Source organism: Niastella vici (genome assembly GCF_002077945.1).
GTDB lineage: Bacteria > Bacteroidota > Bacteroidia > Chitinophagales > Chitinophagaceae > Niastella > Niastella vici.
Genome location: NZ_LVYD01000065.1, coordinates 1 through 16,888, shown reverse-complemented (window position 1 = coordinate 16,888; position 16,888 = coordinate 1). Strand labels below are relative to the sequence as shown.

General features: G+C 37.3%; 11 protein-coding genes. 4 read left to right on the top strand and 7 right to left on the bottom strand.

All coding sequences use genetic code 11. The features are described from left to right. Window position 1: 1 nt before the first annotated feature. The 3 genes from A3860_RS29325 to A3860_RS29310 form a co-directional block, all read right to left on the bottom strand. Window positions 2-481, bottom strand: coding sequence for a DUF3347 domain-containing protein (locus A3860_RS29325; protein ID WP_081153461.1), 480 nt, complete (start codon window positions 479-481; stop codon window positions 2-4). A gap of 876 nt (window positions 482-1,357) precedes the next feature. Next, window positions 1,358-2,659, bottom strand: a complete 1,302-nt coding sequence (locus A3860_RS29315) for a site-specific integrase (protein ID WP_081153457.1) — start codon at window positions 2,657-2,659, stop codon at window positions 1,358-1,360. A gap of 698 nt (window positions 2,660-3,357) precedes the next feature. Continuing rightward, the gene (locus A3860_RS29310; protein WP_081153455.1) at window positions 3,358-4,650 is read right to left on the bottom strand and encodes a phage integrase SAM-like domain-containing protein; all 1,293 of its coding nucleotides are present in this window, start codon (window positions 4,648-4,650) and stop codon (window positions 3,358-3,360) included. Window positions 4,651-5,927: 1,277 nt separating this feature from the next. Here A3860_RS29310 and A3860_RS41290 point away from each other — a divergent pair. From A3860_RS41290 to A3860_RS29290, 4 genes are read left to right on the top strand one after another with little or no spacing between them, the layout of a single operon-like run. Then, on the top strand, window positions 5,928-6,947 hold the full coding sequence (locus A3860_RS41290) for a hypothetical protein (RefSeq protein WP_081153453.1): 1,020 nt from the start codon (window positions 5,928-5,930) through the stop codon (window positions 6,945-6,947). A gap of 20 nt (window positions 6,948-6,967) precedes the next feature. Further along, complete coding sequence (locus A3860_RS29300) at window positions 6,968-7,840, top strand: hypothetical protein (RefSeq protein WP_081153451.1); 873 nt, start codon at window positions 6,968-6,970, stop codon at window positions 7,838-7,840. A 17-nt stretch (window positions 7,841-7,857) separates the two neighbouring features. Beyond that, entirely contained in the window at window positions 7,858-8,763 is a 906-nt protein-coding gene (locus A3860_RS29295) for an ATP-grasp domain-containing protein (RefSeq protein ID WP_143774318.1), read from the top strand. Between the two features lie 12 nt (window positions 8,764-8,775). Next, window positions 8,776-9,468 (top strand): hypothetical protein, encoded by a 693-nt coding sequence (locus A3860_RS29290; RefSeq protein ID WP_081153447.1) that lies wholly within the window; start codon window positions 8,776-8,778, stop codon window positions 9,466-9,468. 1,206 nt (window positions 9,469-10,674) lie between these two features. Here the strand turns inward: A3860_RS29290 and A3860_RS40685 are convergent. The 4 genes from A3860_RS40685 to A3860_RS29270 form a co-directional block, all read right to left on the bottom strand. After that, window positions 10,675-10,953, bottom strand: coding sequence for a hypothetical protein (locus A3860_RS40685; RefSeq protein WP_143774317.1), 279 nt, complete (start codon window positions 10,951-10,953; stop codon window positions 10,675-10,677). Between the two features lie 5 nt (window positions 10,954-10,958). Continuing rightward, window positions 10,959-12,095 (bottom strand): hypothetical protein, encoded by a 1,137-nt coding sequence (locus tag A3860_RS29280; RefSeq protein WP_081153444.1) that lies wholly within the window; start codon window positions 12,093-12,095, stop codon window positions 10,959-10,961. A gap of 10 nt (window positions 12,096-12,105) precedes the next feature. Then, entirely contained in the window at window positions 12,106-14,472 is a 2,367-nt protein-coding gene (locus tag A3860_RS29275) for a translocation/assembly module TamB domain-containing protein (protein WP_081153442.1), read from the bottom strand. A gap of 1,007 nt (window positions 14,473-15,479) precedes the next feature. Continuing rightward, the gene (locus A3860_RS29270; protein WP_158085398.1) at window positions 15,480-16,400 is read right to left on the bottom strand and encodes a tyrosine-type recombinase/integrase; all 921 of its coding nucleotides are present in this window, start codon (window positions 16,398-16,400) and stop codon (window positions 15,480-15,482) included. Window positions 16,401-16,888: the final 488 nt, after the last annotated feature.

The window sequence follows — 16,888 nt, the reverse complement described above, 5'->3', positions numbered from 1 at the left end:
CTTATTTATTGATTGTAGCTACAACTTTGCCGCCTGTGAGCATCGAGCTGCCGAAATAAGGATTTTTTATCTCCTTATTGTCGCTTAGCCAATTTGCCTTTTTCATGGGACAATAAAGCTGGTAAACAGGTGGTGAAGAAAATTTTACCGTTTTACCCAGGGCTTTCATATTATTTGAAAGATTTGCAAAATGTTCGCGCTGGGTTTTTATGTCTTTTGTTTCAGAGATGGGAGTAGCATCTTTAAGCAAAGCATTGATATTTCCCTCAGAGATTTGTTTATAATCAATGCTATTAGCAGTTTTAATGAACTCTTCCGCTTTCATGGATGCCTGGTTGGAATTTCCTATTACCAAAGCGTCTTTAATACCGTAATATTGGGCGAGTAATTGAGTTAAAGGGTATTGCGTACTATTCTGGGAGATACCTTTTTGTACGAAAGTCGCCACCAACAAGGTGGTTATAAAAAATAGCTTTTTCATTTTTTAACCTGATTTAATGTTATAAGAATAATCCATGCCATGATAACTATCATGTCAGCAAACACTAAACCAGATCAAATCTGAAAAGATTGGATCGCAATTCGAATATTAATATCGTTGAGAAAGCAACTTCGTCGGACAAACTGGAATTTGGAATTGAAAAAGGGTTTGATCTGTCCGCTTTCTAAATTAAGGAAGTCGTTATATGCCAGTATTATAAAGGAAACTGGCGCTTTAATTATTAAATTATTATAACTTACTGACTTATCTAATTTTGCAAAATCAGTTACCTGCCCGGCACTGCAGTCCTCAACAGGACCTTTTATTTTGGACCCCGATAGAAAGCTTAATGGAATTGATTTATGCGAATGATGGCCATGGTCTTTTTCATGCTTGTGGTGTTCATTAGCCATGATAACAGTAGAACAAAAGTATGGAAGTGTTCGGTTTTAAAGTTGCAAAATTGATAAATCACCTATAATATATTGATTTACAACCAACTATCAAATACTTAATGTGAAATTACATTTATTGAGAATTACTCTTGTTATATAATTATGGGCAGATGTTATATAATTATAAGGTGATATAAATTTAATAATAAATAAGCCAGGTAGATCAGCGTGATATCTTACCTGACAACAATACGCTCAGGCATGAGTAGCCGTTGCACACATAGTTCAGCACATCGTCGGCAGATTTCGGCCCATTGACAGCAGTGCTCCATGTGAGAATGTTTTTCACATTCCTCGGCACAGTGTTTACATATGTCTATTGGGTTGCTGCAGAATAAATGGAGTGCAGACCAGATTTAGTTATGCGGTTCGGGGGCCGTAAGACTTGGGGTTTAAAAATTCGACAATTGTAATAGGTAATCTATCCAGCACGTTGCCATGATGGCCTATCCTTCCATATCTTCTGGATCATCAAAGCCTTTTCAAGGGCATCCGCTTTAATATATTTCCTGAAGGCTTTCTCTGTCTTGTGCCCGCTAATAGCCATAATTAAGGTGATTGGTGTACCGTCCAAAAACTCATTTGTGCAGAAAGAACGCCTGCAGGTATGCGAGGTAACCCAGGCATATTTTGGTCGGATTTCCTCTATTATTACATTACCCCGCTTATACGAAAATTTGATCGGTTCGTTTATTTCAGCAAGTTTGGCTACTTCCTTTATCCAGCAATTGAAGTTAACATTATTAACTGGTGGCATTTGCATGTTATATTTTCGTAGAATGGCAAGAGCCTCAGGCCGCAGTGGCACAACGACGCGATCAGTGGTTTTTTGTTGTTTTACGAACAGCATCCCATCTCTAATCTCTTCAGGAGCCACCTCGCTATAATCACTAAATCGAAAGCCGGTAAGACAGCCTAAAATAAATTCGTCCCTTACATGTTCCATTTCCGGGGTGCTCGATAAATCCAGCCGATATATTGCAGATATTTCTTTCCAGTTTAAGTAAATCGCGTCCGTATCTTCTTCCATTCCCAGGTATAGCGTTAGGTCTATGTAGGGAATTATTTTCTTGGCCATCCGGTTTCTGAGAAATGCCTTTAGCCATTTAATGGTTTTCCCGATGCTGTTTACACGCAATCCTTTTGTTATCTCCTTCCTGGTTAAAAGAACGTAGTCATAGGTGAGAAACTTTACAAACTCTCGGTAAAAATCAAAGTCAAAGCTGTCGAAGGTGATTGCCTTACCTGAATATTTCTCAAAGCTCTTAAGGTGGTGTTTAACCATTCCAATTACATTGAGGGTGGCTTTGGACACTTCTGTTCTTCTTTCCTCTTTATAATTATCGAACTGGCTGTACACGTTCAATTCATCTTTATTTTCTTTTAATTGGCTCAATAGCCAATTATCGGCCAGGGGAAAATTTATTTTTAAGAATTCTACGGGCGATACTTTTCTCTTAAGGGCTTCGTTGATCATGTCTTCAGCCTTTCGGAGCTTGGTAGTTAGAATCGTCTCCAATGCTTCGACGTTACCATATTCAGCCGGAAGGCTGTCCGAAATCTTTCGGCTTTTTTTGTTCCAGTAAGCAGGTGGTATAGCCACCCCGGTATCAAGCAGTGGTCTCTGTTTGTCGGAATAACAATACTGCAAGAAGACGATACTGGTTCCGTCTTTTCTTACTTTTCCCTTTTTTACGATGAGTGTAAGTGGGTGTCTGCGCATAATCTAACAGGTCTCATTTTGTTCTCTAAAAGTGCATTCCTGTTAGGTAAAGCTATCGCTGTTTTCCTGCGAAAAACGTTGCAGAATATTGAAAAACAGCGATTTACCGTAAGGTTAAGTCCAGTTAAGACCAGTTCAAAAATGGGTTCAATTTGCCGTCCGGTCCGCTTAATAATCGCTTGAAACCAGCGCCCAGCGCGGGTTTCAGCGATTTTAGGGTTGTTTTTTAGTCTATCAAACTGCCGCTATTTTCGCTTCCTCCAAAAAGTGAATCACTTTATTTTTCATTGGTAATAATCGTTGGTTTCCCGGTCGCTTGCGAAAGTCTATTTTAGTCTATCTGCTTAAAAATATATAAATCAAAAGGACTTGAACGGCCTTGAGTCATTTTGTCATAACATCTCTTTAGGAGCGCTAATGAATTGTAACTGATTACCTCTCCTTGTGATGGTCAACCAACAATATGGCCACTGGCCCATGAACCTAGATAGACTTCTCTCGAAATTTCGATAGACTTTGCCCATTAATGATAGACCTTGATTGAGCTATGATGATTGAAGTGCCTTGATCCCACAAAGCGCTGTAATTGCTTTAAATGCTACCGGCCGGTCTTGGATGCTTAAATGCCTCACAATTCGCTACAAAACGAAAGCTGCTGGCAAGCGTTGATTGTTATTGTTTTTAGTAGATCTCCAGCGTTACAGGCCAGGCCGGTTGTCCCATAGCTTTTTTATCAGGGTAGCTTTTTGCAGCTGGTCTGCTTTGATATACCTGCGAAACGCCTTTTCAGATTTGTGCCCGCTAACGGTCATGATCAAATCAGCAGGTGTGCCAGCTAGGTACTCATTGGTGCAAAAAGAGCGGCGGCCAATATGAGAGGATACCCAGGCAAATTTTGGTCGGATTTCCTCCTCTACTGTGTTTCCTTTTTTATGCGTGATGGACACCGGCTGCGTAATACCCGCCAGGCGGACAACCTCTTTGATATAGAAATTAAAGTTGGCTTCACTAACCCGTGGGAGTTTCAAGTTGTACTGATCGATCAGGATCTTCTGCGCATCTGCATGAAGGGGGGCAATGACCGTTCCACCCGTTTTTTCTTGGCAGACATGCAGCAGCCCATTTCTTAAAATGCTTGCGTTGAGGTTGGTAAAATCTCCAAACCGAAAGCCGGTCAGACAAGCTAGTACCAACAAATCCCGGTATTTAATTAAATAAGGTTTCCTGGATAGATCTAAATGATAAATTGTGGAGAGCTCATTCCAATCCAGGTACACGGCGTCCACCTCCTCTTCCATGTACTTAAAAAAACTCAAATCCGTATAGGGGATTATCTTTCTGGCCATGCGATCCTTCAAAAAAGACTTGAAGTGTTTGATCGTTTTGCCAATGGTGTTAATTCTAAGTCCCTTGGTAGGTTTATTGCGCCGGAGTACCGGAATGTCATAGGTAAGGTATTTGACAAATTTTTGATAAAAGTCCAGGCCAAACGAATCAAAGGTGAATTTCTTTTTTTTATAGCGCTGAAAAGCTTGTACATGCCGCTTCATTTGCCTTAGTGTAGATAAGGTCGCGTCTTTAACCAATCCTGTTTTACTTTCAATATACAGGTCCATCTGGTAAAACACATCCTTTATGTTATTATCATAATCAACATGATGCAAATATTGATCATCTCCTTCTTTAAAGTACCGTTTTAAAAATCGTATAGGGTTGGTATTGGCATCCTGAAAAGCATAGTCAACAATTTGTTCAGCCCGCCTAAGCTTAGCTCGCAAATCCGCTTCAAGCCTTTTCGGATCTCCGTATTGCGTAGGTAAGGAGGTCAGTATGGAGCAAGTTTTTTTATTCCAATATTTTGCAGGGATGTTTATATCTGTGCTAAGTAAAACCCTTTTTTGTGTTGAATAACAGTATTGTACAAAAATCGGGCTGGTCTCATCTTTATGCACATTCCCTTTTTTGATGATTAATTTTATTGGCTGTCGCATGTTCGCAAAGTTTTAATGCGATCAAAGGGCGCTTGTGGAAGGATAAGCTAAGAAAAGGCCTATAAATGATAGAACAGCAGAGAGAGAAGCAAATTTACAGCTTTTACAAATTTTGGCGAGTAGAAAGGGACAAGAAACCTACAAACACCGGAACTAACAAATGACAAAACACCCTTTTGGGAACACTTGTGTATTTTTTTTGGTCCGATCCGGCTGTAGGCGTTTTATACTGCGCGATTGCTAAGCAGATCATGGAAGGTAGTACAAAACAATTGCCATTACCGCAGCTGCCTAATGAATATAGCGGGCTTTATTGTGAATATTTACGCCAATGCAACCTTTATAAAATAATCCTCATTGTACAACCTTGTAAACACTTGTAATTAATTTAACCAGCGCTTTCCTACTCCGTTCAATGCTTAAGAGCTTGAACAGTTTATTTATTCTAGTAAGATCAAGGGGGTGAGTCTATGGAAAAATAAAAGAAATAATGTCGAGCTATCATTAATCTCTGGACTTTCGCTCCAAACTAATACGGTTAGTGTTTCTAAGTATTTATCAAAAAGGAAAACATCTAGATTTTTTACTTCATTGATCTAATCGGCCGTGACAGAAATTTTTGTGCGATTGTGTTTGTAGGTTAGAAGGATCGTTTTGATTGACCATTAATCGACTAAAAAATGGCACAAGTTTATTCTCAATTAATTATACGGCTCGACGAGTCTGCTTGGAACCTCACGTAAAAGGATCGCATAACATGGGTCCTTTTTTATTTAAAAGCAACTTTACATAAACGCTCTGTTACAACAACATGAGGGCTAGAAAGTAGATGAAAAAAGATTTAATACTAGAATAATAAGGTTAAAAGCTACAAAATTCAATCATACAAAAATAACTGTTGTTCAATTTTGCAAAAAATTATAAAGAGAATATTTAGTATATCATTTTGTCAGGCGCTTATATACAGTAAAAACTAAGTGAAAATAGGGTGTTTTTACCGATTTTTAATTTAGGACAGAGTTGTAAATTTATATTGTTTCATACAACAGGGGAAAATACTCTACAGTTAAAGAATTAATCCTTCCCCCTAAAATGGTGCTCAATAAATGGAATAGCCGAAGGTCCAATAAAAGAGTAGACATTTAATTTTTAAAATCGTCAAGTCAATATTTACTTAAATTCTGAAAGCCAGAAAGTTTTAGTGAAGTTATTGGTTACACCCTTGTTGGTGTAGCATTTGTCTCTGTGGGGATTTATAAACAACTAAACTATATTTTATGGAACGAAATCATTTTCATGATTTTGAAAAAAATCATAGTTCTGAAAAGGAATATTTTTTTCACATAGGTGAGGGACGAGATGATTTTAATGCAATAGCTGAAGTACTTTGGCCTAAAGACTTTGGTTCTTTTTATTCCAGCCGATTCCATACTGCTTTAATTAGCGATGCCATGTTGAATCTGTCCCTTATCATGGTAAGAAGAGTAAAAGACGATATGGTGGTGGGTTCTGTCATCTTGGATTTAAAGAAGTATCCCCATTCGCTCTTTATTCCGTATTTGCTTATCAATGCAGAAACCCCCAGAGAAATAAAGAATGTGCAGGTACAACTACTGGCGCTTATAATGAATGCGCTGCAAAAAATGCCTGTAAAGAAAATAGTATTTTATAAGCAAGCTCATTCGGAAAAAAGCCATCATGGTTTTGTCGAGGATTTAAATCGAAAAATTAAAGAAAGAAGAATTCCAGTGGAATTTTTAGCAGAAAGTGAATTACATGATTATTTTGGAGACAATCGGTCAGTTATTCGTTACTCTACTTTTATAACTTTTGAGCACCGTCCATCTTTAACTTATAAATTATATGAAGAAACTGATCTTGCACAGTTGATTGCACCCAATTTTAATGTAAATGCTATTGATTGTTGTTCAGGATGTAAAGAAGATAAAGGTGGAAAAGAGGGGTCGAAGGATGGGACCAAAGATGGAACGAAGGATGGGACGAAAGATGGGACGAAAGATGGGACGAAAGATGGGACGAAGGATGGGGCGAAGGATGGAAAGGATAAAGACAAAGATACAAAAGAAGGGGATAAAGATGATAAAGACAAGGAAGATAAAGAAGGTTCCGGTGATGCAAAAATAGGTGGCAGTGAAACCGTGTTTGATCCAGGAAGTATTGTTTTTGATCCTGTTATGGTGATTGATAGAATCTCGCTTTACAAGATATATAATTCTTTAGGTGTTTTCAGATATAATCGATATGGAAAAAATGCCCATTTTACCCCCCTTATATAAACGCTTCAATAGCCTAGATCATGCAGTTTTCACTTACAAATAACCTTGTTATTGGTAGTCCTTCAGATCCACTTGTATACCTAATAGCAGAAGCGCTAGAAGAGTCAGAATATCCATTTGTTATTATTGATGATTTGTCATCCTTGCAGGCTACAATAAATTTCAATTCAAGTGATTGTAATATAAAACTAGTAACAAAGGAAGGAGCAAAAACAAAACTTGAACATGACAGTTTGATTATTTACCTGTACCCGATAATTGGAAATCACAGAGGGGTTAACTGGATTGACAAGGAATACAGTGTAAGCGAAATAAGGGCTATGTTTTCTGCATTACTTGAAATGTCCCAGGGACCAGTTATTAATAGACCGTCATTGGGCATTGATATGAAAATTTGGGATCGATGTGAAGTAAGGCAACTTGCAAGACAGCTTGGAATTCCTACTTATAATGAACAACTTTTTAAAGGTGCTGAGTTGGCGAAGATTTTTGAAAATAATATATTGTTATCTGTAATCGATTTATCTGATCATCATAACTTCCTTTTATATGACCAGGGGCAATTAGATGGAGAAAAGATGTACTTCGCAGGAAAATGGGATGCGGAAAGTGAATATATTATATGTTTGAAGATAGATGATAGATCCTTTTATTTTTCTTATTCGCATAAGAGCAATATGTCCTATGTCGAGTTACCTCTTTCCTCTATTGAAAAATATGTCGGCGACCTATTAGGCTATTTTAAATTAGATATTGCCTTTTGTGTATTTATAATAGACAAAATGGGGCCTCAATTTAGTTTTATCTCCACCTATAGCCCAGTGCCTTTGCCCATTAAAGTTAAAGAAGAAATAAAAAGTTGTTTAAAAAAATCAAGTGGTTGCTTCCATTAACAAAGATTCAGAATGGCATGAAACAAGTATTAATAATAGGATTCCCTGGCGACAATACAATCTATCATATATTGAATATTGCAACAATGGGTAACTATCCTTTCAGGTTTTTAAATTTAAAGGCCTATTATGAAAACGGCTATATAGAATCTGCAAACACAACCGACCCAGAAGTTGTCTATAACTTTGAAAGATTTTGTCTTAAAGATTTTTCAGGTATCTACCAGCGTCTTTCTCCGCCTCTACCTGAGAAGTATGACAGCATTAATTATATGAGAGCCATGTCAAGATACAAGGCATTGCATTATGTTCTCTTAGCGACTAAGCTTAAAATCATAAACCCGATTAATGCGGGTTGGGATAATGCTTCAAAACCCTTCCAGACTTATTTGCTTATGAAACATGGTTTTAAAATCCCGACTTCAATGTCTACATCCATTCCTTCTGATTTCGAGCAATTCAATAACAAATTCATTTCTATTTATAAATCTAACAGTTCGACCAGAAGCATTGTTGATGTTACCCAACCACAAGATTCATCCAGAAAGGAAACTTTGATTAATGCGCCGGTCTTTTTTCAGCAATATATCTCTGGCAAAGATGTCCGTATACATATTTTCAATGATAAGGCATTTGCTGTTGAAATAAAATCGGATGCTATAGATTATCGCTATTATAAAAAGAAAGGCACTTATTCGAATATGAAAGCGATAGATAACACTGAAGCACCTAAGTTGTTAATAAACTTATGTATTTCATATGCCAAAGAACGGCGAATAGTTCTTGCAGGTTTTGATTTTAAAGTGACTGAAACCAATGAATGGCATTGTCTTGAGATGAATCCAATGCCTGGTTATGATAGTTATGACAGGGTTCTGGGGAATGCTATATCAATTGATATTTTGAATCATCTTCTATCTTAAACCCATTTTGCCATGAGCTACTTAGCAAAGTTTTATGAAGTGTTAAACTCTGGTGAATGCGAACAAGCAGTTAATAAAATTGAAAAGCTTTCTGAACACTGGGAAGCACATGGCAATGTCCTTTATACCTTAGGTTCACCTGTGTATCAAAACACATGTAACATGAGTGCTTATTATTATAAAGCCAAGGTTTTTAATGAACTTCTTTGGGCCAATTTTAATCAACTATATGAAAAAGTATTACTGGTTTTATCCGCCTATGTAATGGATGAAGTGTTTTTTTACAAAAATGTGTCTATACCAGGCTTTCACATTTTTGTTTTGGAGACTCCCTATGCAGGAGGAGGCATGCACTTTGATTTGCCTCATCAAAGTTTATCATGGAAAATGCCGGTAAAAATCCTGCCAAGATTTATAACCTTTACACTCGCATTAGAACTACCAAAATCAGGGGCCGGCATTAATTTATGGAATTTATCCTATGATGAAGTTATGTCTAAGGGTATACGCTTCCAGGATATCCCCGCTCTAACAGGCTCCATTCAATCGGCCTATCAATCATATGAGGTTGGTAAAATAGCAATATTTGAAGGATTATACCTACACGGAATTGCTCCTATTCAATTAGTCGAAGGCACGGAAAAAAGAATCACCTTGCAAGGACATATTATTAATTTGAACAATACCTGGATGGCCTACTGGTAAGCGATAGGAGCTTAAGGGCGACTGGAAAAAATAGTGAACTTCTTTGAAGTGCCTCAATTGTTTTCGCTAACTCTATAAGTGTTTTTTTTATTTGGGTAAGTTCGTCAATGCCTCAGTGTTCGTAATCTTCTATAGTGACAGCCGCCCCCTTATCTCTTTTAACCTCTTGGCTGCCCCGATGCTTCCAATAGTTCACAGCTAATATTTTGGATAACTGTAATAGCTTCTTCTACCATGACAGCGATCTCTTGTTCACTTTCATCGGAGTCATCGTCATTGTCATCATTACCGTTGCCAATATCTGCCTTGTCTTTTTTTTACAGCAATGTGTTTAATCTCGACAAAAGTCCAATTTTGTCTAATCCAAGTTCACATTAACTGATCAAAGAAAGTGATGGATTTTCCAACGCTACTTCTTGATTCTTCAATAGATAGGCCAGAGATCTTTGTCCATCTCTTTTCTCGGGAATCTCTTTCTATTTCATTGGTGGCGGCATGTTGAGCGGTGATAAAAACAACAACATCGTGCGGCTTATCTTGGAGGGAAAATACAGCATCACAAGGCCGCTGCGTGGGATCAATTTTCCGATACACTGCAAACCGGTCAAGTTGCTGCAGAAGTACATCCAGTTGAATCCCATGGTGGAGACGGGGTATATCGGGTTTTCAAAAAATTAAAACGCCGGTAGCCAAATATATGGCGGATAGGAAGACGGATAGGAACAATACGAAGGTTACGGCACCAGCGTGAATATGGACAACAAGGATAATCATCTCCTAACCCATAGCCATTCAAAAAATCTCGTTGGGTTCCCAAATGCCAGCCGTTCCGTGCTGAATAGGTAACGGTTTTTTTTGAGAAAACGTCGGGGATTTGGAAATTTATCAGATTCTGAACAGGTAAATCATTTTTATGTCTCTCGAGTTACCCCCTATCCAGATTGTGAAAGTTTCTTTTGCCTAACAGAAAAAAATGACCCTGTGTAGTAGTTATAAAACGATACATTGACAATCTGTTACATCTCATGGCGTGAATACACTGGATTCCTAAAGATCTTAATAATGTCAAAATTAATCGCATTATGCCATTATTAGGCCTAATGCACAAGACTTATTCATGTATTCAATATATGATAGACAACTTGGAATAGGTCAGTCATAATGTTGATGTTCTGAGATTGCGAAGTGAAAAGAGCTGCTGAATTTTTATCGACATGCACCCGAAGGGTTTACTTCTTGGCATGTGCCATTACGCAAAAATTCACACATTGCTGCTTGAGCCTCCTCTCTTGAATTATATTCTCCACCAATCCGATCTCCAACTGGCGATGCAGTAGAAATCCATACTTGGCATACATTACTCGTAGACTGTCTTCGTATTACATATTTTTCGTCACTTCCAGAGCCAAAAATCGCTTCCAAAGTTTCGCACGATGATAAAAGTGCTGAACTGTGGATTAGTATAACAATAATCATCCTTTTCATTGTATTCATTTTTGTACTAAAAGAATATGGTTAAAAGCTCTCATGTCAGTCTGACTAGATTTAATATCAACTATGTCTAAAAATAAAATATAGTCCTTTTCTCGTATTTTGAATGTAAATTCCTTATGTATGTCTGTTTGACTAAAAAGCGGCTTGTTCGCATAATTCGAGTTGAATTTGGTCTGCATATCTCTGGCAAAATTTTGAGCTATAAGTCCACCCGTAAGTGCTGTGATCTTGCATTCCTGAAACTTTCCATCACTATCGCTAAATAGTTGAGCATCATATTTTGTTCCGGTTTGTGGATTGGACATATCGAAGCGTAGTTGAGTTAATGCCTGTTGGTTCTTGATCCTAAACTTGCTAAGATCAAAATCAAACCCATCTCTTGACAATCTCTTTTTGAAAGCTGCAAAGGTTGTCGAGGATAAGTAATTAAGTAATTCGAACGGAAGAATAATAACTGAATTATTTCCATACACAATAGACTGAAACCGAGCGATAGGGTTTGGAATGTTATTTAATATAAAAACTTTCGCAGGCGCTAGAACGAAATCCAAATTATTAGTTCTGAAATATGGTTTGATGTTAAATGTAATTTGCTTTTCGGCGGAATCATTATCTACTGAAATATTGATATTTTTAACTGGAAAGGAAAAGTTCAATTTTTCATTCTTCGTAAGTTGAGAAAGTATTGGTTCAAAAGTAGCAGGAGCTCCCTTCACAAATAATTTTACATTATCGGCTTTTATTTTTAGTATTCCACCTACCCAGATAATGCGGATTACTCCGATAAAGAGACTATCTGAGACTTCGGCTCCATTTGTTAAAGCGGCAGCTAATTGCACGTTGTTTAAATTGCCGGACGGTAAAACCCTACGAGGTCTGATTTTTTCGGCTGCTCCTGGCTTCCCGACCATTATGAATTGCCCACTTAAACTTGTTAAAGGTTTTGTATAATGTGCCTCAAAAAATGTAACTCGATAATTAGTTTGCCCTATTGTACATTCTAGAGGAAATAAAGATTGAATTAGCCGATCAGTCAAGGAATCGCTTGTGCAGATAGTAACGAATTTTTGTTGACCAATTGAAAACAGGGACTGCATAACCAACGCACAAATCAATAGGAGTTTCTTATTCATTGTTAAAAATTTAGTATCGTGGAATTGGAATAGTTATGCCTTGAGAAATTCTTGCCGCTACTTTATCAATAGCATCCTGAATTTTTTTTGTTAGCAGATCATCTATATTTAAAAAAAAACTACCGATGGTTTCACGAACAATATCATCGCAGCCATGTCGAATATATTCTAACTTTAAATCTGTAGTATTAATTTTCGGAAAGAAAACAATTGTCGGCAATTTCGAAATTGGAGAAATTTTATACTCAAAATTTATTGAGTAGGGTACCGGGTAACGTGCAATTTTGAGCCATGCATGAATAGTGCAACTAGGAACAACACCAGTCGAAGCTCTACCTATTTCCTGTTTATCTTTAATGTCGTCATCACCCCTGTCTTGGTTATTTGTATTTGTACTAATTTCATTGCAATCATCATGGTCAGGGTCATATTCACCGTATCCCGCAGGGGTTTCCAGAGTTAAGGAAGTAGGGCTTGACTCTCCTGAAAAGCCTTGAATTATGTCATTCTTAAATGCAATCTTAAATCGCCGAAAAACTACAGGATGATCTATGTAGATATTCAGTTTTAATGGGTAAAGGTGTTCATCTTTGAGGCCTTGCCAATCTAGTTGATCGTCGTCAAAGCAAGGCGTCTGGATTACAAGCGGATTTGTTATTGGATTGAGTTGAAATGATGCACTCCCTGTAAAATCCGGTAGCATCTGTTTCGAAAAGGTGAGCCTTCCCTCGGAAATCTTAAACCTGGTAGAAACTGGTGTCTGTACGTTAAAATTTACAATTGTGTTTAAATCGCCTTCTAAATTTAGATTGGCCCCTACAAATTGCTCATTCCCCAAATACGACAAGTTTCCTCTAAGGATGCCACTTGTTAACCTGAATTGCTTTTGACTGTTTGCAAGGAATTGTGAAAATGATAAATTACAAACTATTGTACCTAACGGATAAGGCTCGTCTTTTTCAAAACGAATAGGATCTTTGGGATCCTGACTTATTTTCGAACCTTCACTCAATTGAAAAGCAAAACCATCTTTGCTTCCGGCGAGAATAGTACCTGGTTTTATTGTGAGATCCCAAACATCAAATTGCCCCCGGACAAAAGGATACAATGTGGTATTCATCTCTAGTGATCTGGCATGAAAATTTCCAGCTGTTATAAACAGGGTGGAATATGGATTTACGGCAATCTTGCTATCCCTTAAATTAAATGTAACATCAAATGCCGATGCTTGAATATAATTTGTTTTCTTTTCGCTAAAAAACTCGCCGAAAATTTGCAAAGTTCGAATCTTAGAATTTATTAAGCGCAGCGAGGTGAGCTCATTGACGGTTAATTCCGCACTGTCAATGTTCATACTGATCGTAGACCCCATACCTATTTTTAAGTGCACACAATTTTCAGGGAGATTTACTAATTCGAAATTTTGGAAGTTTATTTCTGAACCATTACCAATAAAAAAGCACGATGTGTTTGCTCCCATTGATTCTATAAACGCGTCATTAGTAATTGCTTTTATGTTCCCTGAAAGCCGAGTAATTCCTATTTTTGATGATAATCGGATTTGAAGGTCAGAGAAATTCGGTGAGCCAAGCTTAAATTTACAACCTTGGCTTTCCAAGTTTGCTTCTCGTAGGGTCGAAAAAGTGCCGGTTGCATTAATTTCACAAGAAAGTGGATCTGTAATGACATCAAGTTGTGAAAATTTGACAAAATCAGAGTCGCCCGTTATTATGTAATTACTATAATTTGTTTGATCGCCAATCAAGAACTTGAAGTCCTTCTTGAATCGAATATATCCATCAGGCGTTTCTAAAGAAACACTTTCAACAATATTTTTTATAGATTTGCAATTATTGAAATTAGAAGTGCAGGAATCCCACTCCGTCATGCTCTCTGATTTGAATAAAGAACCGCGTAACACCTTATTTATACTATCTGGCTTCGCTAAGTTATTTCTTAATGCTTTTATATTTTTAAGATCGGAAGCCTTACAGTATTTCTTTTTTGATACGGAAAAAGAATCGATAGAGAGAAAGTCATTTTGGAATAATATTGATTTTATATATAATCCATCACAGTGTTCGTTGCCGATATCACTCAATATCACGGGCTGTGAAAATTGATAATTTAAATAGACAATTTTTCCACCGCTCATTCGTATTTTCCCAATAGCAGAGGTACCTTTAATAATTTCCAAAAAGAGACTTCTATTCGATAGTTTCTTGTAATAGACTCCAGGATTTAGCCCTATTTTAAGATTGAAATTTGCACTGTCAAGACTCTTAAATAGCTCATTAAACTGAGAATCTTGAGCAGTTAAGGACGTGGGAAAGTAAGATAAGCTAACTAAAAGCAGCAAATAATTAATTGTCCGCATATTATATGTTAAAATAATGTCCTTGTACTATCCTTTTCACTGCTAAATTAAACAGATAATAATCTACTTTAATTCGCCTGCTTAGTTTTCAAAAGGGTAAGTGAATTTATCGGGTCATGATTGATGTAAGAGTAATCCTAATTAGTGCGGATCACAAAGTCTTTTGATTTTTTAAAAAATACAAATCACTCTATATCCAAATGTTATCAAAGACACGCCTTTATATGCGGCTTCTAGAATAGTGCTTCAACGAATATTAAATTAAATATAAACAAGATTCTGTGGTTTCAGGTACCGTTTTTTAACGGTATTCTTTTCATCGTTTTCTTAATACTCTTTGCTTTATGAACACTCTCTAAGCAATTTAGGTAACTTCAAAAGATGCCTTCTAGATGACTGCTAAATCGTTTCCTTAATGTGTTACTAAAAGGCAAGAGCTTTTGATCTAATAGGTTTATCTTTTGAGGACTAACCATGTTTTTGTAGCTGATCGCTTTCCCGAAACAGGTAGGCAGTGGAACTCCCTAACTCAACCAGCAAATCCAGCAGGAATAAAAATTCGTTGATCAACATCTGTTTTTTTGATAGTTACTATATGATTATGGTAAAGGCGTTTGATCAACTGATCAGTATTTAAAATCAATGAAAGGACGATTTTCACGCTTTTGCCTCAACAGGTCTATGACCAAGTAGGGCTATCTGGCAAAAATTCGTTCCTCAGCTTTTTTGATCTATAAAAACAACCTCTTCACATGGCATCTAAAGAGATCGAATTTTTCTATTTTTTACTGGCGCCAAACCTTTATTTGCCACGAGTCCTTTGCAGTCTCTCTTAGTCTATCCAGGTACCAAAACGGCATACGACGGTCCCTTCGAAAAAAATTGATAGTTTCAATAATGGTGGCTTAATTATATGACCGTTCATTTATGAAAGTGACAAGGGCGCATTCTGACATATGCCACTTGCAGGTAGATCGGTTTACAGGAGCCAAGAGCGAACCGGCGCCTTATAATCCCGGACGAGTTTCCCAGAGCTTTTTTATCAGCGTTGCTTTTTGCAGTTGATCGGCTTTGATATACCTGCGAAAGGCTTTTTCCGATTTATGCCCGCTAATAGTCATTATCAAATCAGCGGGTGTCCCAGCCAGGTATTCATTGGTGCAAAAGGAACGACGCGCCGTATGGGAAGATATCCAGGCATATTTGGGGCGTGTTTCTTCTTCTATCGTATTTCCTTTCTTATGGGTAATCATTACCGGCTGAATAAGCCCAGCTAGGCGCGCAACTTCCTTTACATAGTAATTGAAATTGACCATACTTACTTTTGGTATTTGCATATGGTACTGATCAATCAGAATTTTGCGTGCATCTTCGTGCAGGGGAGCAATGACAATTCCAGCCGTTTTTTCTTGCACCACATGTAGTAACCCATTTCTAAGTTCACTGGCCTGCAGGTTGGTAAAATCGCCATACCGAAAGCCTGTCAGACAAGCCAGCACGAACAAATCTCTATATTTAACCAAATAAGCCTTCTTGGATAAATCTAAGTGATAAATGGTGGATAGTTCACTCCAATCCAAATACACCGCGTCTACCTCTTCTTCCAGGTATTTAAAAAAGCTTAAATCCTGATAGGGAATAATTTTTCTGGCCATACGATCTTTCAGGAAAGACTTTAGGTGTTTAATTGTTTTGCCAATGGTATTAATCCTAAGTCCCCTGGTTGGTTTATTGCGCCTGAGCAGTGGAATATCATAGCTAAGATATTTGACAAATTTTTGATAAACCTCTGGCCCAAACGAATCAAATGTAATTTTCTTTTTTTGAAAGCGCTGATAGGATTGTACATGCTTTTTCATCTGGCCCATAGTACATAGCGTCGCCTCCTTGACCAACCCTATTTTACTGGTAATGTATTGTCTTAGCAACGGAAGATTTGTAGACTTGATGGAAAAGAATAAACGATTAACACTGGTTTACCAAAGTGTCGGCAGCAGTGCCAAATTCAACAGAAAAACAATTGTCAACTCGGTTAAGCAGGAACATAGATATCCGCTATTTCGATAAGCCTCTCTATGTTAGATTTTATTTAATTCGACAATAAAAGAACGACTTACAAATATTTTACATCAGATAGAAATTCTAGGTGGCAATGCAAGATCTTTAATTTTTGATACCCCAACATCATTTGACAATGTTTATGAGATTAAACAGCAGCTGAATTACAAAATACCTGCCGACTTCAAAAATGCTTTACTAACATTAAGCTGTCGTTGTGACTTCAAATGGTTTCTTCCTGATAATTTTCAATTGCCATATGAATTGAGACAAATATTTAGCGGGGAGTTACATTGGGGGATAGACTTTATCTTAGATTTCAACCAAAATGTAAATTCTTGTCATGTTGGTTCTTCGT